Origin of the sequence: Limnothrix sp. FACHB-406, assembly GCF_014698235.1 — a bacterium.
GTDB lineage: Bacteria > Cyanobacteriota > Cyanobacteriia > CACIAM-69d > CACIAM-69d > CACIAM-69d.
In genome coordinates this window covers 47159-71141 of sequence record NZ_JACJSP010000014.1, presented here as the reverse complement: position 1 = coordinate 71141, position 23983 = coordinate 47159, and the positions used below count along the sequence as shown (strand labels likewise).

The window sequence follows — 23983 nt, the reverse complement described above, 5'->3', positions numbered from 1 at the left end:
ACGATTTGAATTTCCTTGAGCGGGAAACTAATCGATTGCGTTGGTTGCCGAAAACGGGCGATCGCGGGAATGGGCAGCAATTATGAATAACCATGAATTTCATGGATTTATGGTTAAAGCCGGGTTACACCAAATTAGATGGGCGATCACATCAGCGTTCGGCATCAACGTTCGACATCAACGTTCGGCATCAATACCCAGGTAAGCGATCGAATGAATGGTCGAAGAGACTGCTGCATCATAACTAGCCCATGGTTCTACCCTACCGCGCTCTAAGGACTGACGATCGGGCTGATTCTTGGCAGCAGAATTATTGATTATTTATTAATCATATCAATGATATCAATCGTTCTTCGGCTGCTTCTAAAGTGTTGCTCGATTGTCTCAAAGTTGGCCATATTCACAGCGATTAAACATGCTCAACTGAGTTGTCCCTTGGTTTTAGTATTCCCTGAGACAGTTTGCTGAAGATTTATAAATTTCTCTTCATTAAAATTGCGAATTCAGGTCAGTTAGGGATAGGCCAAATGTGCCAATGGCGCGTCCCTATGGTGCGTAATTGCCTAACTGTTCTGATAGCTACCGACCTCCAGCGGGGGTTCAACCAAGCTGGGCAGGGTGATGGTGACGGTTGTTCCCCGATCGAGCTGACTATCGAGGCGGATTTGCCCCTGGTGAACTTGCACGATCGCCTGGACAATGGCCAGCCCCAAACCCGACCCGGCAGATTGACCGGTGCGATGGCGCGATCGGGCCACATCGGCACGGTAGAACCGATCGAACAGATGGGGCAAGGCTTCCGGTGCAATGCCAATGCCGGTGTCTTGGACTTCGAGCTTTAAGGTGGGTTTGCGCAGGTCCCGATCGAGCCGAACCCAAACCCGCCCACCCGACGGCGTGTATTGAATCGCGTTGCCAATCAGGTTGGTGAGCAGCCGCGCCAACTGATCCCGGTCGCCCCGCACCATCCAGGCCCGCTGATCGGGAATTTCGCTGAGTTCGGGAATCAATTCCAATGCTTGGCGGGTGGCCAGGGCCATTTGCTCCTCGATCGCCTCCAGCAGCAATTCCGACAGATCCACCATTCCCCACTGGGGTTGCACAATGCCGCTATCTTGGCGGGCCAAAAACAACAGATCGTCCACCAATTTCCCCAGACGGCGAGTTAACCGTTCGATCGCTTCCAACTGCGATCGCTCCATTTGGGGGTTGGTTTCCGCCAACGCCACCTGCACATTGGTTTGAATGGTGGCGATCGGGTTGCGCAGTTCATGGGATGCATCGGCCGTAAATTGCCGCAAGCGTTGGTAAGACTCGCGCACCGGTTCCATGGCCAGCCCCGACAACCACCACCCGATCGCCCCCACGGCCCCAATCAACGCCACCACCCCCAAGCTCAGGTCGATCGCCAACTGCTGGGCCGGCTTGGTGACCTCAAACCAAGGGTGACTGACTCGCAAATAGCCCAAGGGTTGCCCACCCAGCGCAATGGCTTGAGTGCGTTGCCGCAACACCAACGGCGGTTCCACCGGCCCCCGCCCCTCGGCTGACTTCCCAGGCCCGTCGCGCAACACTTTCACCGTTTCACTTTTACGAGTGGGATGCAGGGGAATGGTCAAGGGTTCCGCGAAGCTGGTCCAAAGCTGCTGGCCCGTGGGGCTAAACCATTCCAAATCAATTCGATCATCTTCCACATCATTCCAAACCGTGCCCGTGTTGTCCCGAAAGCTGGCTTCCAGGTTCACCCGGGCCCGAGTAATCATCTGCTGTGGATCGATGGCGGCCAGGTCGCGCACCTGCACCGATTCAATCACCAACGATCGAGCCACCAGTTCGATCGCATGTTCGATCGTGTCATCTACCCGATCGACCAGCGTGGCCCTCGCATAGCCATAGAAGGCGATCGCCGCCACCAGCACCAACACTGCTGTTACGGTCGCGTACCAAAGGGCCAGCCGTCGCCGCGTTGTCTGAAACACGATCGTCCTCGAATGATGAGTAGTTGCATTCTCCCCAATCGTAATTCATTCGATCGGCTTGATTTAGCCTCTGAATTGACTTGAGTTGGCTAGTTAGTTAATTTTCTGGGTAATTTTTGATTAACTTCTTGATTAATTTCTTGATTAACTTCTTGATTAAATTTATTGACTCATTTTCCAACTAAACTGATTGATTCAATTTATTTTTGAATTACAACCTTTACCTAGAACGATCGGTACGTTATACCACAGATACTATGAAGCCATTATTAGGTGTGCAATGCCCGCCCCACAGATAACTCGATTGAATTGATCGGTTTGATTTTAAGAATTTAGATTGACTTCATCTCATAAATAATGAGCAAATCGTGGGGTGTAAACTTCACACCCCCAAAAAACGCAACCTAGTTACAGTTCACCACGAATTTCTTCAACAATGCCATCCCGTAGCAGAATTTCAACCTGCATCTTGTCAATCAAATTATCACCCTGTTGCACCTGAAACAGGCTTTCCATTTGCGTTTGAATCACTTCCTTATCCAGCTCCAAGGAGTGAACCCGATTGAGCTGTTGCAAAACTTGGTTTTTTTGCTCCAGCATTTGGGATTTCTGTTCGTTCACCTGGGCCTGAATATTTTCAATTTGGCGAGTCACTTCCGGGCCGGGCGGTTGAATGCTCTGGCGCTGAATTTCCGCGATCGCCCGCTGACCTTGGGTTTCCAGTTGCTGTAACTGGCGATCGAGCTGGTCAATTTGCCGCTGCAATTCAACCTGCGCATCTTCCTTCCAGCGCGGCGTAACAACGGCCTTCACAATCACAGGGCGCTTGAGCCACAGGCCCGCTGAAGTCGTATCCATGGGAGTTTGCACGCTTGAGGTGTCCTGGGTGTTGATCATTGGTCTCAGTGTTTTTGCATCGGCCAGAGACCATGGCCCGGGCGCGATCGTATCGCGGGACTGTGAGCCATGGCAATCAACCCTTTGCCCCCTTCACTTCATATTGGCCCGTTAATCGGCCATTGGCTTGACCAAAAATTCATCAAAAAACTCAGGAACTGCCCCTACGATCAGGGGAGAAAGTATTAAACCTTTTGGGTGTGTCTCCGGTTTCTAGCCATCAGATCAAAGCTTCAATTGCAAGCCAAAGTAACTTTTTATACTTGCAACGATTCCGGCGAAACCGCTCTCTAACTTCGCAACCGTTCCACTCTCTGAAGTCTTCTCTACTCATGCGTAACCACATTCCTTCCTTCCTGCTCAAAGCAACCGTCACCGCCTCCGTAGCAACCCTGAGTGTTGCAGCCGGATCGGCCCAAGCATTTGACATCAATCCCCGTAGCACAGCGCCGGATTACTTCCAAGAAGTGTTGCCTTCCATGGCTCCCTTTGTCGGCAAGGAAGCTCGGAAGTTAGACCCCAACGAAATTAAATTTCGCACCTTGGATGAATCGCTGCTGCAACTGAAGCATGACCACGATGTGAAGGTTTACTTCCTCGGTGAAACGGCTGGCGGCTATCGCAACCGTCTGGACTTTGCCACCACCGGAACAACGGTTACGGCGCAGACGAAGATTTTTGGGGACACCTCTTGCAGCCCCAGCCAAAGCAAAACCCTGGTGAACTTCAGCGGCTTTTGCCAAAATCCGAACGCTGCTGTCGCAGGGCGATCGGTTCAAGACAGCCCCCTGAATGTGGGCGATTGGGTGAACCTGGGCAAGTTCAAGGCTGGCACGATCTTTGATTTCAGCCTGGTTTCCAACTGGATTAACGGCGGCATTTCCGGCAAGGATGTGCGCACTGGCAAGACGGTTCCGGGTCAGTTCCGGGCCAATGCGAAGGACAATCCCGATGGCAAGCAACATGCCATGTCCTACTTCTACGAAGATTTGCTGGTGCTGGCTTTTGAAGATCTGTGGGGCGGTGGTGACCAAGACTTCAACGACACGGTGTTCGTGATCGACTTCGGCCGCAAGAACAACCGTGAAATTGCAGGGGTAGCCACGCCGGAACCGACGATCATGATGGGTCTGGGCCTGGTGGGTCTGGGTCTGGCTGGGTCGGCGAAGCGTCGCTCGCGCAAGTCTGATACCGCATCCTAGGGCTTCGACATCTGCGGATAGCAGGAGTTGGGCTAGGGTTGCTGAACTCTCCGGGTTCTGAAGTCTGAACAGTCAGGATTTTGCAGAAATTGAACTGAGTCGAAGTTGATCAAAAGACCCCGGGATTCTCAATGATGGGAATCCGGGGTTTTTCTAATGTTATTGATCAGGTGCTTCTGATCAGAGGCGTTGAATCAGATTCTGGTCTGGGCCAATCTTAAGCCAAATTTCCCAGCCAAATTTCCCAGCCAAATTTTCCAGCCAAATTTCCTAGCCAAATTTGTAGTGCTTGCGAATGGCTTGGGTGATGTTCCATGTGCAAGCCAAACCGGCAGAGAAGGTGACCAAATCGCCTTTGCGAATGGTGACGGGTTCACCACCCTCGGGGGTGACGGTCACTTCACCTTCAAGGATGTAGCAAGTTTCCGCTTCATCATAGGTCCATGGAAATTCTGAAACTGGTTTTGTCCAAATGGGCCAGTTGTACACGTCCAAGGCCGCGAGTCGATCGGGAGTGGGGTGCGATTCAAGCTGAATAGTAGTGGTTGTGCTCATGGCAAAACATGGAAAAACACTAGAGAATTGATGGCGATTGTAGGACGGGATGGATTGAACTTGGCCAAGGGTCGGGATTTGTAAAGATCGGCATCCCTAAAGATCCGCATCCCAAAGAGCAAACTCAAACAATCAGCATTCAAAAGGTCGGCACTTGAAACCCCCAACTCACGCCGCTGTGAATTCCGATGCTGGACACCGGGCCCGATCGCTCCGGTGGGGAGTGCTGTTGGCGGGAATGGCGGCCATTTCAACGGGGGCGATTTTTGCTCGCTGGGCGATGCAGTCGGCGGGGCGATCGGACTGGGGATTTGGCCTGTGGTTGGCGGCGGGACGGGTGACGTTGGCGGCGCTGGCGGTGGCTCCGGCTTGGCCCCAAACCGGGCGATCGCCCCGATCAGCCTGGCCTTGGGCCGTGGGGGCGGGGGCTTGCTTAGCGCTGCACTTCGTCTGTTGGCTCAGTTCTTTGGGTTATACCTCGATCGCCGCCTCCACCGTGTTGGTGACCACCACGCCGGTTTGGGTGGCCATAGCTATCAGTGTTATCACGCAGAAATTTGCGGGTTGGATTGCTTGGGCTGGCCTGGCGATCGCCTTGGCGGGCAGCGCCGTGATTGCCCTCAGCCAAGATGCCGGGACAATCGGCAGCGATCCTCTGTTGGGGAATGGGTTAGCCTTGGCAGGAGCCTGGGCCGCAGCGGGCTATCTGCTCCTTGGGCGAGTTGCCCAACAACGGGGACTGACCATTGGTTCCTACGCGGCTTTGGCCTATGGCAGCGCGGCCCTGTTGCTGAGTCCATTGGTGGCCCTGTGGGGCGGCGGTTGGCAAACCATCACCCCCACGACGGTGCTGGCGATCGCCCTGTCGGCGTTGGTTCCGCAACTGATTGGCCACACCAGTTTTAATTGGCTGGTGACCCAAATGCCGCCCCTATGGGTCACCCTGGCTATTTTGTTTGAGCCGGTGGGGGCCAGTAGTTTGGGCTGGGTGGTGTTTGGGGAACAACCGGGAATTGGCGTGTTGCTGGGGGGCGTGATTGTGTTGCTGGGGGTGGTGCTGGTGGTGTTGGGGGGGCGATCGGCTCAGGGGTGACCCCAAGCCATTGGGCCGAACTGCGCTGAACTCTGCCGAACTGTACCGATCACCAAGGCCATGGAGTGAGTGATGAAAGGGATAGTTCAGGGGTTGCCCAAAGGGAAGCCAACGGGGGCGATCGCCTGGGGGTAGAGGCACTGTCCGCAAGGATTTGAGGATTCATCGTGCTGAAGTTTTGGTCTGTGGCCGCATTTTGCACCTTTGCCCGATCGCGCTGGGCCCAAGAGCGAATCCCTGTGGGGCGCTGGTGGCGTTGGGCCCAGGCTTGGGCCGCAGCGGGCGAACCGGAAGCGGTTTTGGCCGCGCTGGAAACGGCGGTGATCCAGCGGCCTGGCTCCTTCAAATTGGTGCGGCAACTGTTGGACACTTACGGTCAAGCGGGCTATCGGCGGGCGGCCTGGCGACCGGTGCAACGGTTGGTGGCCGTGCGGCCCCGGGTGGCCGGGCGAGCCTGGGCCGCTTTGGGGGACTTGTATTGGGCGATGGGCGAGTGGTCGGAAGCCATGCGCGCCTACGACGAGGCCAAACAAAATCAGTATCAGTCCACCTATTTAGAGGAGCGGGCGGCCCGCTTTTGGGCCAGTCGTCAGGATTGGACGCGGGCCAAGGGCGCTTGGTGGACGGCGATCGCCTGGGAACCGAGCGATCGACCCGATTGGCACGAGGCACTCTGCTTTGTGCTCCTGAGCGATCGCGACTTTGACGGGGCGATCAAGGCCGGAGAAACGGCCCTGGCCCTGGGGGGCGATCGGGCCGTGACTTGGCATCGGTTGGCCCAAGCCCACCGGGAACGGGGCGATCGCCCCACGGGTAACCGCTGTTTGCGGCGGGCCTGGCAAGTGGGAGCCAAGGATCCCTGGAGTTGGTTTCCCCAGGTCAGTGAATGTGCCGATCGCCCAGAATGGCAACGGGCTTGGCAAATGTTGCAGAGTGCGCCGGACTTGGCCTTTCCTGAAACGGCCGCCGATTATCGCCGCTGGTCGCAACTGGCCAGTCAGGCGGGGGATTGGCCAGCGGCCATAGCCGCCCTCGATCAGGCCTTGACTCTGGATCCGCAGGCCCCACCCAGTGATTGGTGCGCCTTGGCGGATCTCTGCGCGCGATCGGGACAAGACCACCTGGCCAGCCTGGCTTGGCAACGGGCCATCAACGCCGGAGCCAATCAGGGCGGGGTCTACTATGCCTATGCCGAATCCCAGCCCCGGTCAGCATTGCCCGATCGTTTGGCCCTGTGGCGGCGAGCCATGCAAGATAACCCCACCGATCCCCGGGTGTATGACAACTATGGCCAAACCCTGGAAGCGGCCAACCACCCGATCGCCGCGCTGGCCGCCTACGGTCGAGCCATTCTGCTCGCCGGCCGACGTTTGGATATTCCCTTTCGACAAGGGGGAACCCTGTTGCAACAATTGGGTTGGTGGCGGCTGGCCTGCTGGTTTTGGGATCAAGCCAGTCTGCTCGCCCCCGATAGCGTTTGGTTCCAAGCGGAGCGCCAAGCGGCCCTGGCGCGTCGGGCCCAATCACAGGGGCAATGGCAACGGGCGATCGACCATTTCATGGCCGCCCTACGCTATCAGCCGGAATTTTGGCCCGCCTACGACGGCATTCAAGCCGTACTGGCGGCCGCCGGATTGCCGCCGGCCGATCCATCGCCCACTTCCCCGAGCCTGTTTTGCCAACTGCCTGATGGTCTGGCGGAAGCCACCAGCCTCCTGGCCACCCATTGGCAGGGCGTGGCGGCCGAGCTGCCGGGAACGGACTGCTTTCCCGCCTTTGAACCGGAAACCCATCCCCTCCGCGATTCCCAAGGCTTGGGCGATCCCCTACCGGAATTACAGGCGATCGACCATACTTTGGATGCGCCGGCCGCCTACACCGTTGCGATTCCCCAGGGGCGAGCCTGGGGCGATAACCTGTGCAGCGTGGTGTTCAATGCCCAAAATCAAGTGATTCGCGACTGTTCAACGGGTTACAGCGCCATTGTTGCCAGTTCGCCCCACCTGCCGCCGCCCCAACATTTCGCCGGAACGGTGGCTTTTTTGGCCACGCGCTGGGGCAAGGTCACCTATTTTCACTGGATGTTTGATCTGTTGCCTCGGTTGGAGGTGTTGCGGCGATCGGGCTTTGCGTGGGACTCGATCGATCGCTTTGTGGTCAATCTATATGAATTGCCCTTTCAGCACCAAAGTTTTGAGCGGTTGCAAATTCCCCTGGAAAAAGTGGTGGCCTGCTGCCATACAGAATGGTTTGGTTCCGTGGATCCGGTTCAAGGGCGAATTCCCCACTTGACGGCCGATCGGCTGTTAGTGCCAGCGATTCCCGAGTTGCGGATCTATCGGGGATCGCGCTGGGCCCATCAGTTTTTGCGCGATACCTTTTTGGAGCCGGCCCGCATTTCCCGCTTTCCCGATCGCCTCTACATCACCCGCCGCAGCGCCGCCTACCGCCAAGTGCTGAACGATCGGGAGGTGATTGCAACCTTGGAACAGTTCGGCTTTCGGGCGATCGACCCGGCCCGCCTGCCGCTGGTTGATCAGGCGGCGGCCTTTGCAGCGGCCAAGGTGATTGTGGCGGTGCATGGGGCCGGGCTAACGAACCTGGTGTTTGCAGAGCCGGGCACGAAGGTGATTGAAATTTTCCAGCCCAGTCACCGCCAAAACACCTACTGGCTCCTGAGCAACTTGGGCGGCTTGGAGCACTATCACCTCACGGCGGATCTAGCGCTCGGTGCGGAACAGGCCACGGCCGTGCAACAGAACATTACGATCGACCTCGATCGCCTGAAGGCCCTGCTGAAGTTGGCCGGAATTGATTAGGCCTCTTGCATCCATCAAGTGCTAACAATTCCTGACCATTGCACCGTCTTCGTACCGTCGCGGCGATAGGAAAAGAACCGATCGCGCTCGCAGTAGGTGCAGTGGGGCGCGATGGTAACCTGCTCCCGATCGAGACCCAAATTCAACACCTGCTGGACGATCGTTTGGCGCACATCCAACCGCGCCTTTCCCGGTTCCGGATCCGGCAACACGGGCGGCTGTTCCCAACCTTGGGCCTCCTTCAGGGGCACAGCCAGCGAGGCCACCACCTCTTCAGCCACCGCTTCCGTCACTTGATAAACCGAACCGGAAATGGCCGGGCCCAGCGCCACCCGCAAATCCGCCAGTTGACTGCCCTGTTGGCGCATCCGCTCGATCGCCTTGGGCACAATGGCCACCGCCGTTCCCCGCCAACCGGAATGCACCGCCGCCACCTGACCGGTTTTTAAATCCGCAATCAAGGCCGGGGTGCAATCGGCGCTGCAAACCCACATCACCTGCCCCGGGCGATCGCTCAACAGGCCATCGGCTTGGGGATAGGTGGATTGTTCGCTGGCGGTGGCCGTCGCCTCTTGGAGCACGGCCCCTGCTGTGATTTCTGCGATTTCCGCCGGAGCCACCACCCGATCGCCATGCACCTGCTTGACTCGGAAAGTTTGGGCCGCTTCATCCAGCACCGGGGCCAACTCGGCCGGCGGGCGGGGGGCAAAGTGCCGGGTAAAAAAACCGTGGGGAATTGGCTCCAACAGGGAGCAGGTGAGATAGGGCAGTCCTTGCCAGTTGCGCCAATGCCAGCCAGTCACGATCGAGCCTCCCAAGGGTTCTGAGTTGGCATGATAGGTGGAATATGCAATTTCTCCTAACTTGAATGCTGGAAAGTTTCAAGGGTCGGGAGATGGTTCAGGCGATTGAAATTGGCGCTATGCGTACAAAATCGATGCATTTTTATGCGTCTTTATGCGTCGGTCTCCAGTTGTCGCAGGCGCTCCCGTAATTCTGCTAACTCTGCCAGCGCGGCTTCTTTGGCTTGACGCTCTTGATCACGTTCTGCTGCAGCTCGATCGCGCTCAGCTAACACATCACCGATCTCGTCTGGCATCGGTAGCCATTGCCCTGTGGCCTCATTAAAGAATCGCAAGAGCGGCCCACAAACTTCTAAGCGCAACCCCAACACAGCACTTTGGTTGTCTGTGATGGGTAAGTATGCCTCGCAGGGGTCACCGTCCGGTGTGCGACTCGGCCCTAATTGATAGCCGCGTAATTGGCCCTCAATCCACTCGTTTTTGGGGTCAAACAGCCAGTATTCCTGTACCGATACTTTTTTGCTAACGGATGCTAACAAATACATAAGTCGAGATGGTCTCTCAACCAAGGCGTATCAACCAATGCCCGTAGGAAGATCCCACGAGCACCATTGAGATCCCGATTCATTGATCGCCCATCGATTTTCGACTTGATGACCCGAGAGCCGCCAATCTTCACGATTTCACCTGTCCACGAAACGGTTTTAGAGGTGTAGGCTTCATTGATGTTGGTCAAGGCAATCTTGCCCAACTCCCAAGCTTTCCACTCTAAATGTTTCTTGAACTGGTAATGCGATAGGGTCAACATTTGCCGCACGGTTTTCGACTTGATCTTGCGACGTGATTTGCTCACCATTTGAGAGGATTCAAAGCTGGGCAACAAAATCACATCAAAGTTTTCAGTCAGGAACCGCGCGGTTTTGTGGTGAAGTTCTTTCACCAGATGTTGCACCTTGGAACGCAGGCGATCGGCGGCTTTCTTGAAGCGGCGCTTCTGGGCTGATTGAGCCTTGGTAATTTTGGAAATCAGGCGATCCAGCTTGAAGCACAGCTTTTGAATCAGCAAGTTCGAGTCATTGCCAATCCATCCGTAGAAGGATTCAGCAAAGAAGGTCATAAATGTGCGGACACCGGGATCTAAGGCAACCACCCGTCCTTGGTTTTCGGACTGAATGGGTTGCACTTCTGTTGAGGTGATCAGGTAATACTCACCATAGGCAAGTGTCAACCGACCATCACTGAAGCCATCAGGAATTGATTCTTTTAGGGTTGCTTTTCCCAAGATGGTGTAATAGACACCGTTTTCACTGATGGCTGATTTGGGGATATAGATCGTCTGTTGCCGATCTTTGCGCCTGCGGAAACGGCACTTGCGAATTTGTCCGTCTTTTTTGAAGCTTTTCTTGGCTTCCCGAACGGCCGTGCAAGCATCTTTGACCGCAATCTTTTTGATCTGATAGGGAACGGACTTGGCCCATTCCGGTAGCGCACCCAAGATGATGGGCGCAACTGCCATCCAATTGGCTTTGGTTCCCGGCTCCTGAAGATGTTTGATTGTGGTGTTGTAGACGTACCTGGAAACGCCAAACCATTGCTTCAGAAGCGCTTTTTGATCAGGGGTTAGGAAGATTCGGATCTTCCTGGATCGCCTTCCGGTAGCTTCTGAGTCCGGGCATTCGACGAGAGAAGAGGTGAAGGATGGCGAGAAGATCGGCTGTGAGTTCTGATTCTGGGCAGTGAACAGATTGGTCGAGAACCACGAGTTCGCCACCGTTTTGTTGAACCATGAACTCGAACAACTCGAATCCGAATCGACACAATCGGTCTCGACAGGCAACCACAATTTGGAGCTGATCGCCGCGCATGAGTCTGACCAGTAGGGATTGCAACCCTTTTCGCTTGAAGTTGAGACCTGATCCGATGTCTTGGATGATTTCGGCTTCGGGGTAGCGATCACGCATGAACTGGACTTGTCTTGCGAGATCGTCCCGCTGCTTGGCAGAACTGACGCGGCAATAGCAAACAACGGTAGATCGAGTTGCCTTGCGTCCATATGACTCGACGTTATAAAGCCGCTGGCCCGCCTCGTTTCGGATGGTTTCGATCTTCCCTTCATCTGCGTACTTTCTTAGCGTATTTGGATGCAATCCCAGAAATTCGACCGCTTTTCTGAGAGGGATGTATGCCATGGTTAAATATTGGCATACGTTAGCGAATGTTAGTAAATCAATTACTGTTGATCAACCCCCATTTGTTGATAGAGCCAATGTTTATGGTGTTGGTCTTCCTGGCGAGTGCCGGGGGAGGTGACTTCAAAAATAACGCTGGGAATTTCCCCCTCTTCCCAGATTTTGTAGTTGTCTCGGCCACCGGGAGCCACATTAAAAATCAACATCACATCGGGAGCCACTCGCAGCCGGGGATAGCCTTGGCTGTAGTAGAGGAACTGATTTGCTAACACGGTGGCTTGCTGACCCCGCAAGTACCATTCCAGTGCCTTCAAAACGGTGATGAGCGCGTTGAAATGGAGATAGGTTTCGGCGATGCGCTTGCCGTCGGCGGAGGGATAAACAATCTCAGTTAGTTGGGCTGAGGGGGCCGCTGGTGCGATCGCGCTGTCAGGGGTGGACTCCTGGGCAGTGGACAAGCTCGACATCGGCGGGGCGATCGGACGATCGCGGGTCAATTCAATCCCTATTCTAGAGATCCCAAAAATGGCTGGTGCTGGCTGGCTGGGGGCAAGGGGTTTAAACCCCTTGTCTGGCTGGGCTGGAGAAATGAAATGGGGGCGATCCGCTGGGTGACCCGATCGCGGTAGGGTAAGGGGCGATCGCCATAAGCATGACCTCAAAAATCAGCAAGCAATTAGAAAACCATTGGTGTTGAAACCCACCCCGATCGACCCCGCAGAGTTCAGTGCCGCCGTGTTGCGCGAAACGGCGCGGCTCGGTGTTCGGTTGCCCAGGTTGCAGGTGCTAGCGGAGACCGGCTCCACCAATCAGGTGGCCTGGGAGCTGGCCCAAGCGGGAGCCCAGCCAAGGACGATCGTGATTGCGCTGCAACAGTCGGCAGGGCGGGGGCAGTGGGGCCGTCAATGGTCGTCGCCCTTGGGCGGGTTGTATCTCTCGCGCTATTTTGCACCCCAGTTGCTGCCGGAGGATGGGGCCCAACTGACCTTGGCGGCCGCTTGGGGCCTGGGGCAAACCCTGCGCGATCGGGGTGTGCCGGTGGCGCTGAAGTGGCCCAATGATTTGGTGGTTCGGGGGCGCAAGTGGGGCGGGCTGCTGACGGAAACCCGATTAGTGGGTGGCAAGATTGCCCGCGCGGTTACGGGGTTGGGGTTGAATTGGGCTAATCCGGTTCCCGAGACAGGGATCAATGCCACGGAGTTGTTTTCAGAATTGGAGTTTCCAGAATTAGGGTCTCCAGAACGATCGCATGATCAATCAGATCAATCAGTAGATCGTCAATTAGTAGATCGCCTAGATCCTTTAGATCCTTCAAGTCATTGGGTCGATCGCTCATCGAACTCGTCCAAGATTTCTGATGGCTCTAATTCGCTACATGGGGCCAGTGCATTGGCGAATCAGGCGAGTCAACTGAACACCCCGCCCCTGTTGCCGCCGACTGATTTCCCTGCGGAGGGTGGGCCACCGATTCGATCGCTGGCAGAGTTGGCGGCCCTGGCGATCGCGGGTTTAGACCGGGGCGATCGACAACTCCAAACGGGCGGCATCGAAAGTTTTTTGGCAGATTATTTGGAACTGCTGGAAACCTGCGGGCGATCGGTGCAAGTGGGCGATCGCACCGGAATCGCCGTGGGCATTACCCCGCGCGGAGAACTCCGGGTCAAGTTTTCCGATCAACTGGCTGCGGAACTGCATCTCCCCCCCGGCGCGGTGCGGTTAGGCTATGCCCGATCGCCCCAAGCGCCTGAACCCCCCGGCCCAGACGGTGGCAAGGTTACGGATTTTTTAAAGAATCCTTGAATAGTCTTTTCGATTTCCGCGAGGTTGTGTTAAGCGCTTTTGCTTTTTCCCTTGCTATCATGACTGAGGACTGAGCCGGAACCCCCTGACCCGTCATTGCCATTCCTGAAGAGAGCAATAACGTCCTCAGGCTTTGGCAACTGTCCTGGCTCCAAAGCCCCGGTCAAAGGGTGCGTCAGCCGTTTTTGGCTGCGATTTCAGACCGTGGCTCAACATTTTCTGAACATTTTGGGCGATCGCGCCGTCTAAGGCTCGGTGACGCTTCCCCAGCGGCTCGTCCGCCCGAAGCCCACTGCGCTCCTTCTGGAACCAGGTCTTTCACGCTGTTTTTGCTGTCCCCGTCCCATTACGCCATGCATTGCGCTCCCAACCGCGCCATGAACCACCGCCCCAACTTCCCCACCCGTCTCCAACGCCGTCGCCGTCGCATTTTGCAAGGTCTCGGGTGGGTTGGCGCAATGACCAGCTTGCTCGGCGGACTGGCAACCCCAATCCGGGCGATCGACGCGGCCCCCAGCGGCGGTTCCGCAGACTTGGCCCCGGAAGCACCCGCTGCGCCGCCGGAACCGAAGCCCGCCGCCCAGCCCGATCGCCCAACCCGAATTGAGCGGCCCGCACCGGCTGTGGAACGGACTCCCCAACGGGAACTGCCAAACGTTCCTCGCCTGGCCCCTTCCCCGGAAGAGCGCTCCACCAGCCGCGGCCCGATCGACCAGTCCAATGATTTCAACTTGGGAGCCACCCAACGCCAGGCCCCGCCCAGCGAAATTCAGTTCACAGAACGCTCCACCGGTTGCGCCAGTGTGGGCGGCCGCCTCAGCGCCGGTTGCACCGTGACCCGATCGCCTGGGCAACCCGGCCAAGCTGGCCACCCCGGAATTGTGGCCATTCCCACGGGAGATCGGGGTTCCCACCTCCAAATGGGCAGCCCCATGCGCCTTGGTTCCGTGGGCAGTGCCCTGCCGGCCCAATCGCCCATCTCCGTCAAAATCGGCCCCCTAACCGTGGGCTTAAACGGCGTGAACTTCGATGCCAACAGCTACTATTTCCGCAGCGGTCGCCCCAAGGGCCTGTTGGGCAATGGCAACCTAAAAATGCTGTTTCCGCTCACCAGCCTGGCTCCAATTTCCTCCTCCTTTGGTTGGCGGGTGCATCCGATCTTGGGCTACAGCCGCTTTCATGCGGGCACTGACCTTTCGGCTCCCTTGGGCACGCCCGTGGTGGCGGTGTTGGATGGCAAGGTCTCGATCGGGGGCTTTTTGGGGGGCTATGGGCTAACGGTGGTGTTAGATCATGGCGACACGCAAAAGACCCTTTACGGTCACCTATCGGAAATTTTTGTGAAACCGGGAGCTACGGTTAAGCAAGGGGAGGTGATCGGTCGGGTGGGCAGCACGGGCATGTCCACGGGGCCGCACTTGCACTTTGAAGTTCGTCAGCTCACGGCCCAAGGTTGGGTGGTGACGGATCCAGCAAAGTTCCTGGCGGGCGCAAGCAGCCCGATCGCCGCTACTGACAAACCCAAGGATCCCTTTGAAGCGTTGATGGCTGCCACGATCGAGGCGGTGAAGTCTTCCTACAAAGTCCAATACGCCGTGATCGATGAAACCAAGGCCGCTGCTCAAGTGCAATAGCCTGGCGATCGAGCGATCGAGTGGCAGATCAAGCAGCCCAGCCCCACCCAGACAACTCGCATAGCAATGTGACCTATCAGTAAACTTGAAGCGCTTCAGGTTTACTGATAAGCCATGTCAATTTTCAGCATCACGACTGCAAACGATCGCCCCGCCCGATCGCCCAGTATTTCTGTATCCCTTGTGTCAAGATAGGTAAAACAACTTAACAAATCCCCCATCCAGATCGGTCAAGCCCAGGAGGTGCGAGCATGGTTGTCGCCACAGAACGTCCGCAAACCGAGAAGCGGTTGACGATTCAAACCGCCGAGATTGCCGCCCAAACCCTGACGATTCGATCGCTGGACTGGGATCGCGATCGCTTTGATATTGAATTTGGCCTGCAAAACGGCACAACCTATAACTCCTTCCTGATTCGCGGGGACAAAGTGGCCCTGGTGGACACCTCCCACGCCAAATTTCGCCAACTTTATCTGGATACCCTGAAGGGCGCGATCGACCTGGCCCAGATTGATTACTTGGTGGTGAGCCACACGGAACCGGATCACAGCGGCTTGGTGGCGGATCTGCTGGCCCTGAATCCTAATATCACCGTGGTGGCTTCCAAGGTAGCGATTCAGTTTCTGGAAAATCTGATTCACCAGCCCTTCAGCAAACTGCTGGTGAAAAGCGGCGAGAGCCTGGATTTGGGCCAAGGGCATGTGCTGGAGTTTTTGAATGCGCCCAATCTCCATTGGCCAGACACGATCTTTACCTATGACCACGGGACGCAGACCCTCTACACCTGCGATGCCTTTGGGATGCACTATTGCAGCGATGACCTGTTTGATGCGGATTTAGGGGCGATCGAGCCGGATTTTCGGTTCTATTACGAGTGCCTGATGGCCCCCAATGCTCGATCGGTCTTGGGAGCCATGAAGCGGATGGATGCCCTCCCCGGCTACCACACGATCGCCACCGGCCACGGCCCCCTGTTGCGCCACAACGTGGTTGAACTCACCGGTCGCTATCGCCACTGGAGCCAAACCAAGGCCGAAGCGGAAACCACTGCCGCCGTGTTCTATGTGTCCGACTATGGCTACAGCGATCGGCTGTCCCAGTCGATCGCCAAGGGGATCACCAAAACCGGCGTGGCTGTGGAAATGATGGATCTGAAAGCGGCTGATCCTCAGGAGTTGCGGGAGTTGGTGGAGCGATCGGTGGCGCTGGTTTTGGCTGCACCGCCCCAAGGGGAATGCGAAGCGGCGATCGGCACCATCTTGACCGTGGCCAACAACAAGCAGCGGATTGGTGTGTTTGAGTCTGGCGGTGGCCAAGACGAGCCGAGCTATCCCCTGTTTAACCGCTTCCGGGATTTGGGTCTGAAGCCAGCCTTTGACGTGATTCGGATTAGCACCAAGCCCCAAGCGTTCACTTACCAACTCTGCGAAGAAGCGGGCACGGACTTGGGCCAGGCATTGATGGTTAAAGAGACCGTCAAGCAAATGAAGTCCCTGGATTCCGATTTGGATAAGGCCTTGGGCCGCTTGAGCGGCGGCTTGTATATCATCACGGCCAAGAAGGGCGATGTGGCCAGCGCCATGTTGGCCTCTTGGGTGGTGCAAGCCAGCTTCCAGCCCCTGGGAATCACGATCGCGGTGGCCAAAGACCGGGCGATCGAGTCGCTGATGCAAGTGGGCGATCGCTTCGTGCTGAACATCTTGGAAGAGGGCAACTACGGCCACCTGATGCGGCACTTCCTGAAGCGGTTTGGCCCCGGTGAAGACCGTTTTGCCGGTGTGGAAACCCAGCAAGCCATCAACGGCTCCCCCATCCTCAGCGACGCGCTGGCCTATCTGGAATGCCAGGTCAGCAGCCGGATGGATTGCGGGGATCACTGGCTGGTCTACAGCGCCGTGGATAACGGTCGGGTCTCGAAGGAAAATGCCCTCACGGCCGTTCACCACCGCAAAGTAGGTAACCACTACTAACCACCAGGACTCCGGGGCGCGATCGGGTCAAGGGTTAATCAACAGCCGGTAGGGTGGGCAATGCCCACCTGACCCGTAGACCACTGGCTAATTCAACCACTCTCCTTAAACGGTGTTGCCCGTGCGATAGGGCGATGAATCGACCCGGCGCACCATGCCAATCACGCCCGGTTCGCCGGAAAAGTGAATCCGCTCACCGTACAAGTCGAGGCCAATCAACCGCCCCGATCGATGCAGTCCCGGCAGCAAGCAGCTTAAGGGGCGCTGGTTGTCGCGAATGCAGTCTTCCAGCTTGTGAACCAGCATGGCTTGATAGTCCACGGGAATTAAATCCAGGATGGATTCAACCCGCGCCAATTCGCGCCGCCGATAGCCAAAAATTTGGGCAAAGCAGCGGTTAACGTAACGCAACCGTCCTTCAGCGGTGGTGATGTAAAGGCCGGTTTCTTCGAGGCCGCGGGCTTCGCTGGCATTGACGGCACTTTGGATACTGCTGGGGAGAATGTTGGAGCTGGCGATCGAGTCTTCAAAGGGGTTCGCCAAGGAGGGCAAGGCGTTGGATTCGCCCGCGAAGGACGGCGCTTCGTGGCTGAGGGGATCCTCTTTGCTTTCGTTTAGGCTGCTGGTGAGCTGGTCATAGAGCAAGGCGTTTTCTAAGTTGAGGGCGATCGCGTCGGCGGCAAATTGGGCCTGCTCCACACGCAAGGGGGTGAAGTGGTGCGGTTGGCTATGCATGAGGGTGGCCAGCGCCAACAGCCGTTTTCCGCGCTGGATGGGGATGCAAAGGGCCGATCGCACCGTGTAGGGCTGGTTGGGCAGTTGCAACCACCGCTCATCGGTCATGGTGTCCATCACGATCGCGATTTGTCGATGCTGGATCGTCCAGGCCGCCAGCCCTTCTTTCAGAATTTGGTTAACGATTTCTCGCTTTTGCTCCCGAATGGTGGAGCCTCGGGCCAACAAACATTCCGTGGCTTGCAGGTGCTCATCGAGGAGAAAAATACTGCCCTGTTCTGCCTGGCACAGGGATTGCAGGGCTTCCAAGATCTGTTGAGTCAGGGCCCGCAACACCAAGCCGGTGGCGGTGGTCATTCGGGCTGTCACGATCCAACTGCCCAACAGTTCCTGCTGAAGACGAAGGGCAGCGTTGTGGGCATTGAGGCGATCGATTTCAGCATTGAGTCTGGAAACCTCGGGACTGGCCAAGATGCCGGACCCATCGCGATCGCTCATAACCTTGCTCTCCCAACTCGCCGCCGTGAATGCCAACTCTAGCCAAGGTATCACTCATCCCGAATTGCGGGGCCCCGATCGCGGAACTGGCCGCTTTTCGCCACTGGGCATCACCACCAGCGGCTGCCAAGGGACGATCGGGCAGCGAATTGGGCGGGGTGCGCGGGGTTGGCGGATGCTGGAGATGAGCCGATCGGGAAATGCCAAGCTTGGAAACGGCAAACTAACCTTGTCGTGCTCTGGCTGAGAATCTGGCGCTTGAGGGTCTAGCACCTGAGAATCTCGCCGCTGAGGGGCTAATTTGCTGGCCGATCGCGATCCTTGGCGGGGGCGATCGTGTTTTCCATTCCCATTCTGGGTGAATTCTGGCAAAGGTGCTTGAACTTTTTCAGCATCTTTGGCAATATAAACAAGCTTGACCCACAAGCAACCAGGGTGACTGGCGCAACGGCAGCGCATCGGACTCTTAATCCGCTGGTTCTGGGTTCGAATCCCAGGTCACCCATTTTCTGAAGCAACATCCTGAGTTGCGTCTTGAATCGCTCATTCTGTTGCGTTATTTTGCGTTATTTAAAGTGAAGGCCGATGGCGGCCCAGAGTCGATCGAGATTGATATTGACCGCCACATCGTCGGCCAGTGAGTCCAGCAACATATCCCGGTGCTCCCGGTAGTCGGGAATTCCCGTGGGCAAGGAAGACAGACCCCGTTGGTGGCGCAAACGGTTGAGCCAAGCCCGCCGCCAAGGACTGCTATCAAAAATATCCGTCAGATAGGTTCCCCAAACCAGTTGGCTGCTGGACACCACACCCAGCTTGGCATCGTCAAAGAGGGACTGCACGCTTTGGCTGTCCAAAATTTGGGTGTAGCTTTGGCGAAATTCGCGGCTGGTGACCGGCAAGCCCGCTTGAGGATAGTTGGAGGTGGCCTGGCGTTCCCGATCGATCCAGTCGCCTGTGGTGATGCTGGAGATGGGCAACAGATCCAGTCCCATCAGTTCTTGGGAAGCGGTGTCTAGCCCTTGCAGTTGCACCACCTGGCGACCCAGCATCTGGAATCCTTCGCCAATGCCCAAAATAGTGCCGCCCGCGATCGCGTATTGCTGGAGATCTTCCGCAAAACCGGATTGGTGCAGGGCCTGGAGATCTTCGGCCAGGTTGTTCGATCGCGGCAAAACCACCGCGTCGGGATAGCCCAATTCTTGACCCAAATCAATGTAGCGAAGGGAAACCGTTGGCTCGGCCGACAGCGGATCCAGATCGCTGAAGCTGGCGATGTGGGGCAAGCGTACGGCGGCGATCGTGGTTTCAATGTCCGATTGACGACGACGGCGAGCAAACAGGTCGATCGACTCGGGCGAAGGGAAAAGGTTCTGGAGCCAGGGCATGACTCCCACCACGGGAATTCCGGTGCGCTGTTCCAACCAATCGCGACCGGGCTTGAGCCGATCGGGATTGCCCCGATATTTGTTGATGATGATTGCCCGTACCAATGCTTTTTCGGTTGGATCCATCAGCTCCAACGTCCCGATCGCGCTGGCCAACCAGCCCCCCCGATCGGCATCCACCACCAACACCACAGGCGCATTCAGGGTTTGCGCCAAGTGCAAGTTACAAACATCCTGCCCCGTCAAATACGCATCGGCCGGGCTGCCCACCCCATCGGCCACCAACACATCAAAGGCCTGAGTTAACCGCTCAAGGGATTGTTTGAGCACCGCCCAGACCCGTTCCGGAGACTGATCACCGGAACAGCGGGGATTGAAATCCGCTTGGGGTTCCGTGCGGGCCGCCCAGGCTTGCACCGCCTGGAAATAGGCGATTTGTTCCCCTTGGTTGGTGGTGTAGAGCATCGAGGAGGTGCTTTGGGCTTGGAAGGGAGCCACCTTCAGGCCCCGTCGATACAGCAGCCGACCGAGCGCCGAAGCCAACAGCGACTTCCCGGCCGCGTTACCTGTGCCGATCAGCAAAATTGCTTTGAGAGCCTGTGTGTCCATAAACTTCAACTTCGGAACCGATAAACGATCGGTTATCCCAAATACTGCGATTACTGAAATGTTTTAAGGGGCAAGAGCCTTCACCACGGCGGGGAAGGATTCATGCCGAAGTTCGCGTCGAAATCCGGGCCGAAGCCGGGCGACAGAACTGGAAGCTGAAACTGAGCAATGATCACGAGAGACCGAAACTTAGAGCGGCCATCGTCCCCAGCGCCACAGACCATTCCGCAGGCGATCGCCCCATCGGCCCTGAGTCCAGGCGGCGGGGTTCGCCTGCCACCGATCGAGCAACAAAAACCCCAGGGGCGTGAGCCGGAATCGATCGGTCAAACCTTGACCATCAACCTCCCGTCGTAACATCCCCACCTGAATTAGCCACATCAGTTCGTTTTCTGCGGCCAACTCGCCCAAGGGCGATCGGGTCATTGATTGTTGCACAGCCGCCACACCCACCAACTCCGCGATCGCCACACTGCGACTGCGCATGGACTCGTAGAACTTCACCCCAAACGGCGCACAACGGACAGCACGCGCGGCTCGATGCACCGTTTTCTCAGGATAGGTGATTTGGATTGGGTTCACCTGCTGATTTGCTTGCTCCGCTGTTTCCACGCCAATACCTCAATCCTTGCCTAGCTGTTGGTTAACCCTTGTGTTGGAAATGCTAAATCCTGGAAATGCTGAATTCTGGGAATTTTCAATGCTGAAGAATGTTGGAAATGCTGAAGAATGCTGGAAATGCTGAAGGTGGAAAATGTTGGCGACGGGAATGGTTGAATTTGGGCAATTTCGACCGCTAATGCACCCCTGCTGATTTCTATCTCCAAAGTACAGCGTCGTTGGATCTTGAGAATGGGAAATTCCGTCATTCAGAGCAGCCTAGTTCAGGATTGGTCGATCGTGTCAGTGGCCGATCGAATCCCGCAGTTTTGAGGCATCCCGGTCAATGATAGATGGGAAAAGGGATCGGCAAAGGAACTGAAGCTATGACTTTCCTCACCTCCGGGCGATCGCGCCGCTGGATTTACGGTTTGCTGGCCCTTTGTGCGGCCGTGATCACCACCCTCAGCACGCCACCGATCGTCCAAGCGGTCGATTGGTTAGACCTGCTCCGACGCGGCTTTGAAGTTTATCAACTCTCGAATCTTTCCGATGCCCAAGAAGTGGATTTAGGGCGACAGATCGATCGGGAACTGAGCCGCCAATTGCGATTGGTGAATAACAGTCCCCTCAATCGGCTGGTGGACTCGATCGGGCAGCGCCTCGCCGCCGTCAGCAGCCGCCCCAACATTCCCTACACCTTTCGGGTGGTCAACAGCCGCGATATCAACGCCTTTGCCACCATGGGCGGTTTTGTTTATGTCAATTTGGGGCTGATGGTTGCGGCCGAAAACGAAGCGGAACTCGCTGGCGTGATGGCCCACGAAATTGGCCACATCACCGAGCGCCATGTGGTTAAAAACCTGCGGAGCCGGGCCCTGTCGGACGGAATTTTGAGCGCCACGGGTCTCGATCGCCGCCGGGCCACCAGCCTGGGTGTGGAGTTGGCGTTAAATTTGCCCCGCAGTCGCCAAGCGGAATTTGAGTCCGATCAAGTGGGGGTAACCCTGCTGCAACGGGCCCAATATGCCCCGATCGGGTTGCCCAGCTTTTTACAAAAACTTCGTAGTCGGCGGGAACCGCCTGCCATCCTCAGCACCCACCCCAACAGTGATGAACGGGTGGCGCGATTGCTGCAACTGATTGGCCCCAATGGCAGCAATGGCATGGGGCTGGACAATGCGGAATATCAAGGATTTGTGCGATCGGCCCTGCGCTAACGGCCAGGCGCTAAAAACGGGCACTGAAAACGAGCACTGAAAACAGGCGATCGCCCCTAGAATCGACCCACCACGGCCTCTGGCATGATCGAGATTGTCGCTTCCGCCAGGGGCCGAATTCGGGTTTCACTGCGATAAATATTGACCTGGTAGACCATTTGCTGAGTGAGGTCAACGCCCGTCAACCAACCGCTGCGGGGGTGATAGGCTCCGGTGTCAATGTCCAGCCAGCCGGGCCCCCGAGCCAATTGCCCCGGTTCAATGCCCGGGAGCGTGAAGGTGATGGTGTGGCCCGTCACGATCGTTTTGTCGTTGAAGTAGGGCTGGGGGAAGCTGTGGAACGAGTCACGGATCCAACAAAATTGCTGAATGCCTTGCACATCTAGGGGCAAAGTGGGATCCACCCCCGCATGGACAATCCAATAGTCACCCCAATCAACGTAGAGGGGGAGCGATCGCATCCAGTCAAAGTGCGCGTGGGGAATTCCCGGCTCGCCATAAAAATCTTGGTAGCTCACCAGGGTCATTTGTCCACCGCTGAAGAGCCAGGCTTGCAGCGGTTGTTGCAGCACTTGACCCTCGTGCAAAATGTCCAGCAACATGCGTTCGTGATTCCCCAGCAAGCATTGGTAGGGGCTATGCATCACGAAATCCACCACCTGGGCACTTTTGGGGCCGCGATCGATTAAATCACCCACAAAGCAGAGCTGATCATCCTGGCCAGGTGCAATCAAGCCCAACAAGTGCATTAAGCCATCGTATTGTCCGTGGACATCACCAATGACAATTTTTCGAGTCGCTGAAGTCGCATCCATACCTATTATCTTGACGTGCGATCGCCCCAACATGCCAGTTCACGATCGCGATCTGATGGGGGATTTTTTCGCAGACCGCCGTTAATTCGACTTACAGCTTAGCGCCATCGGGTTTTGACCGCTTAATACCTGATCCACGATCGCCCGTGAGAATCGTCACAAGTTACGGTGACGAATGTAGCTGATCGAGCCGATCCAACCGATCGAGCTGCCGTTGTTCGATCGCAGGGGGCAGATCGATCGTGGGGACAAGGGGTTTAAACCCCTTGTCCGGGTGGGTTGGGGTTAGAAGAATCAGCCATCGCGGCCGGACTCGATCGAACCGATGGCTTGTGTTCAAACCCGCTTCCCGTTCCCCTCATCTTCAGTTCGTTGATTAACCCAATGGCAAAAGCCCGAACTGCGGAAGGTCTAGTTGCTGAGGGCCTTCAGGAAATTTTGCAATTGCCCCAGGAAGCCTTGGCGCTGGGCCGCCGCATTCACGGCCGCGTTGGGGCTGTTGGTGTCCTCACCGCCAGTGGCTTGCAGCAAGATTTCATCCAAGGCCTCGCCAGCGGGCCGTTGGGGACGGGTGGCCACCAATTGATAATCAGCATTCTCGTCAGCGGGTTCCAGCCACACTTCCCACTGGCCCGGGAAAGCCCGGCGCACGGCTGCTCCTTCAATGGGGCGCAGATAATAGGCCGTGACAATTCGGTTTAAGAACCGATCGCGCAGTTGCCGGCCCGCATAGCCAATGCCAATGATCGCCAGGTCTTCCATCCGAGGATTCAGGAAAATCACGGGTCGATCGCCCGCCTCTTGGCACAGTTGCTCCACCTGAGTCACTTCCACGGCCGACGGTTCAATGAACAAAAAGATGCCATCCTCCGGTTGCACCTTGCCGGTCATGGGAGTGCGCCCCGATCCCACATCGGTGATCCGAAAAGGGCGATCGCCCCAATCGCGCCGAGCCAAGGCGGCCGCCCCCGCATCGGGAAAAAAGATTTTGAGCCGATCGCCCCAGGGTTCCAAGGCCGCGAGGAAACTTTCCGCCACGGGCATCACTTTCAGCTCCGGCAAAACCAATTCCACCTGAATGAGCGTTAGCCCCTCATCCAAAGCGGCAAGGGTGGCACTGCGGGCTTGGGCGATCGCCTCGGCTAAATCCTGGGGAATTCCGCTCATGATAGGGGTTTCT

At 56.7% G+C, this 23983-nt stretch carries 20 protein-coding genes, 1 tRNA gene and 1 pseudogene; 8 read left to right on the top strand and 14 right to left on the bottom strand.

The annotated features are described in order from the left end of the window. Nucleotides 1-563: 563 nt before the first annotated feature. Nucleotides 564-1979, bottom strand: a complete 1416-nt coding sequence (locus H6G53_RS13805) for an ATP-binding protein (RefSeq protein WP_190354499.1) — start codon at nucleotides 1977-1979, stop codon at nucleotides 564-566. 408 nt (nucleotides 1980-2387) lie between these two features. Then, nucleotides 2388-2837 carry a YlqD family protein gene (locus H6G53_RS13800; protein WP_099533527.1) on the bottom strand — a complete coding sequence of 150 codons (450 nt, stop codon included), beginning with the start codon at nucleotides 2835-2837 and terminating at the stop codon, nucleotides 2388-2390. A gap of 371 nt (nucleotides 2838-3208) precedes the next feature. Here H6G53_RS13800 and H6G53_RS13795 point away from each other — a divergent pair, with 371 nt between their 5' ends. Beyond that, complete coding sequence (locus tag H6G53_RS13795; RefSeq protein ID WP_190529198.1) at nucleotides 3209-4078, top strand: DUF4114 domain-containing protein; 870 nt, start codon at nucleotides 3209-3211, stop codon at nucleotides 4076-4078. A 270-nt stretch (nucleotides 4079-4348) separates the two neighbouring features. On the opposite strand, the gene H6G53_RS13790 is transcribed toward H6G53_RS13795, so the two are convergent. After that, the gene (locus H6G53_RS13790) at nucleotides 4349-4633 is read right to left on the bottom strand and encodes a cupin domain-containing protein (protein ID WP_190533832.1); all 285 of its coding nucleotides are present in this window, start codon (nucleotides 4631-4633) and stop codon (nucleotides 4349-4351) included. A 178-nt stretch (nucleotides 4634-4811) separates the two neighbouring features. Here H6G53_RS13790 and H6G53_RS13785 point away from each other — a divergent pair, with 178 nt between their 5' ends. Beyond that, on the top strand, nucleotides 4812-5726 hold the full coding sequence (locus tag H6G53_RS13785; RefSeq protein ID WP_199309252.1) for a DMT family transporter: 915 nt from the start codon (nucleotides 4812-4814) through the stop codon (nucleotides 5724-5726). A gap of 167 nt (nucleotides 5727-5893) precedes the next feature. Next, entirely contained in the window at nucleotides 5894-8545 is a 2652-nt protein-coding gene (locus H6G53_RS13780; protein ID WP_190533829.1) for a glycosyltransferase 61 family protein, read from the top strand. 14 nt (nucleotides 8546-8559) lie between these two features. On the opposite strand, the gene pgeF is transcribed toward H6G53_RS13780, so the two are convergent. The 5 genes and pseudogenes from pgeF to H6G53_RS13755 form a co-directional block, all read right to left on the bottom strand. Further along, nucleotides 8560-9348, bottom strand: a complete 789-nt coding sequence (pgeF, locus tag H6G53_RS13775; protein WP_190533825.1) for a peptidoglycan editing factor PgeF — start codon at nucleotides 9346-9348, stop codon at nucleotides 8560-8562. 152 nt (nucleotides 9349-9500) lie between these two features. Beyond that, nucleotides 9501-9893 carry a Uma2 family endonuclease gene (locus H6G53_RS13770; RefSeq protein ID WP_190533822.1) on the bottom strand — a complete coding sequence of 131 codons (393 nt, stop codon included), beginning with the start codon at nucleotides 9891-9893 and terminating at the stop codon, nucleotides 9501-9503. Next, nucleotides 9881-11059, bottom strand: coding sequence for a helix-turn-helix domain-containing protein (locus tag H6G53_RS13765; RefSeq protein WP_190533891.1), 1179 nt, complete (start codon nucleotides 11057-11059; stop codon nucleotides 9881-9883). Before H6G53_RS13765 ends, H6G53_RS13770 begins: the two co-directional genes overlap by 13 nt. After that, nucleotides 10962-11537, bottom strand: coding sequence for an IS607 family transposase (locus H6G53_RS19305; protein ID WP_190533819.1), 576 nt, complete (start codon nucleotides 11535-11537; stop codon nucleotides 10962-10964). Before H6G53_RS19305 ends, H6G53_RS13765 begins: the two co-directional genes overlap by 98 nt. Before the next feature lie 47 nt (nucleotides 11538-11584). Next, nucleotides 11585-11959 (bottom strand): annotated as a pseudogene (locus tag H6G53_RS13755) (Uma2 family endonuclease); the annotation flags it as partial. A 268-nt stretch (nucleotides 11960-12227) separates the two neighbouring features. On the opposite strand from H6G53_RS13755, the gene H6G53_RS13750 reads away from it, so the two are divergent. From H6G53_RS13750 to H6G53_RS13740, 3 genes are all read left to right on the top strand, one after another. Continuing rightward, nucleotides 12228-13337: a biotin--[acetyl-CoA-carboxylase] ligase gene (locus H6G53_RS13750; protein WP_347343131.1), complete on the top strand. Its 1110-nt coding sequence runs from the start codon at nucleotides 12228-12230 to the stop codon at nucleotides 13335-13337. Between the two features lie 185 nt (nucleotides 13338-13522). Then, on the top strand, nucleotides 13523-14971 hold the full coding sequence (locus H6G53_RS19090) for a M23 family metallopeptidase (protein WP_305068626.1): 1449 nt from the start codon (nucleotides 13523-13525) through the stop codon (nucleotides 14969-14971). 251 nt (nucleotides 14972-15222) lie between these two features. Then, entirely contained in the window at nucleotides 15223-16941 is a 1719-nt protein-coding gene (locus tag H6G53_RS13740; RefSeq protein WP_190533816.1) for a diflavin flavoprotein, read from the top strand. 105 nt (nucleotides 16942-17046) lie between these two features. On the opposite strand, the gene H6G53_RS13735 is transcribed toward H6G53_RS13740, so the two are convergent. Beyond that, the gene (locus tag H6G53_RS13735; protein ID WP_190533813.1) at nucleotides 17047-18174 is read right to left on the bottom strand and encodes a GAF domain-containing protein; all 1128 of its coding nucleotides are present in this window, start codon (nucleotides 18172-18174) and stop codon (nucleotides 17047-17049) included. A gap of 54 nt (nucleotides 18175-18228) precedes the next feature. Next, the gene (locus tag H6G53_RS13730) at nucleotides 18229-18600 is read right to left on the bottom strand and encodes a hypothetical protein (protein WP_190533810.1); all 372 of its coding nucleotides are present in this window, start codon (nucleotides 18598-18600) and stop codon (nucleotides 18229-18231) included. A 7-nt stretch (nucleotides 18601-18607) separates the two neighbouring features. Here H6G53_RS13730 and H6G53_RS13725 point away from each other — a divergent pair. After that, nucleotides 18608-18679 (top strand) — tRNA-Lys (locus H6G53_RS13725). 61 nt (nucleotides 18680-18740) lie between these two features. On the opposite strand, the gene H6G53_RS13720 is transcribed toward H6G53_RS13725, so the two are convergent. Beyond that, the gene (locus H6G53_RS13720; protein ID WP_190354493.1) at nucleotides 18741-20168 is read right to left on the bottom strand and encodes a cobyric acid synthase; all 1428 of its coding nucleotides are present in this window, start codon (nucleotides 20166-20168) and stop codon (nucleotides 18741-18743) included. A gap of 189 nt (nucleotides 20169-20357) precedes the next feature. Continuing rightward, nucleotides 20358-20780 (bottom strand): Npun_F0494 family protein, encoded by a 423-nt coding sequence (locus tag H6G53_RS13715; RefSeq protein WP_199291458.1) that lies wholly within the window; start codon nucleotides 20778-20780, stop codon nucleotides 20358-20360. A gap of 374 nt (nucleotides 20781-21154) precedes the next feature. Here H6G53_RS13715 and H6G53_RS13710 point away from each other — a divergent pair, with 374 nt between their 5' ends. Next, nucleotides 21155-21988: a M48 family metallopeptidase gene (locus H6G53_RS13710; protein WP_099533093.1), complete on the top strand. Its 834-nt coding sequence runs from the start codon at nucleotides 21155-21157 to the stop codon at nucleotides 21986-21988. A 56-nt stretch (nucleotides 21989-22044) separates the two neighbouring features. On the opposite strand, the gene H6G53_RS13705 is transcribed toward H6G53_RS13710, so the two are convergent. Both H6G53_RS13705 and H6G53_RS13700 read right to left on the bottom strand, forming a co-directional pair. After that, nucleotides 22045-22803, bottom strand: coding sequence for a metallophosphoesterase family protein (locus tag H6G53_RS13705; protein WP_099533092.1), 759 nt, complete (start codon nucleotides 22801-22803; stop codon nucleotides 22045-22047). Nucleotides 22804-23214: 411 nt separating this feature from the next. Beyond that, nucleotides 23215-23970 carry a DUF1995 family protein gene (locus H6G53_RS13700; protein WP_190533807.1) on the bottom strand — a complete coding sequence of 252 codons (756 nt, stop codon included), beginning with the start codon at nucleotides 23968-23970 and terminating at the stop codon, nucleotides 23215-23217. Nucleotides 23971-23983: the final 13 nt, after the last annotated feature.

What these genes read in the sequence shown, in the direction of transcription:
- H6G53_RS13800 (WP_099533527.1), bottom strand. Translation starts at nt 2,837, where the DNA reads ATGGATACGACTTCAGCGGGCCTGTGGCTCAAGCGCCCTGTGATTGTG.
- H6G53_RS13795 (WP_190529198.1), top strand. Translation starts at nt 3,209, where the DNA reads ATGCGTAACCACATTCCTTCCTTCCTGCTCAAAGCAACCGTCACCGCC.
- H6G53_RS13790 (WP_190533832.1), bottom strand. Translation starts at nt 4,633, where the DNA reads ATGAGCACAACCACTACTATTCAGCTTGAATCGCACCCCACTCCCGAT.
- H6G53_RS13770 (WP_190533822.1), bottom strand. Translation starts at nt 9,893, where the DNA reads ATGTATTTGTTAGCATCCGTTAGCAAAAAAGTATCGGTACAGGAATAC.
- H6G53_RS19305 (WP_190533819.1), bottom strand. Translation starts at nt 11,537, where the DNA reads ATGGCATACATCCCTCTCAGAAAAGCGGTCGAATTTCTGGGATTGCAT.
- H6G53_RS13740 (WP_190533816.1), top strand. Translation starts at nt 15,223, where the DNA reads ATGGTTGTCGCCACAGAACGTCCGCAAACCGAGAAGCGGTTGACGATT.
- H6G53_RS13735 (WP_190533813.1), bottom strand. Translation starts at nt 18,174, where the DNA reads ATGAGCGATCGCGATGGGTCCGGCATCTTGGCCAGTCCCGAGGTTTCC.
- H6G53_RS13720 (WP_190354493.1), bottom strand. Translation starts at nt 20,168, where the DNA reads ATGGACACACAGGCTCTCAAAGCAATTTTGCTGATCGGCACAGGTAAC.
- H6G53_RS13710 (WP_099533093.1), top strand. Translation starts at nt 21,155, where the DNA reads ATGACTTTCCTCACCTCCGGGCGATCGCGCCGCTGGATTTACGGTTTG.
- H6G53_RS13705 (WP_099533092.1), bottom strand. Translation starts at nt 22,803, where the DNA reads ATGGATGCGACTTCAGCGACTCGAAAAATTGTCATTGGTGATGTCCAC.
- H6G53_RS13700 (WP_190533807.1), bottom strand. Translation starts at nt 23,970, where the DNA reads ATGAGCGGAATTCCCCAGGATTTAGCCGAGGCGATCGCCCAAGCCCGC.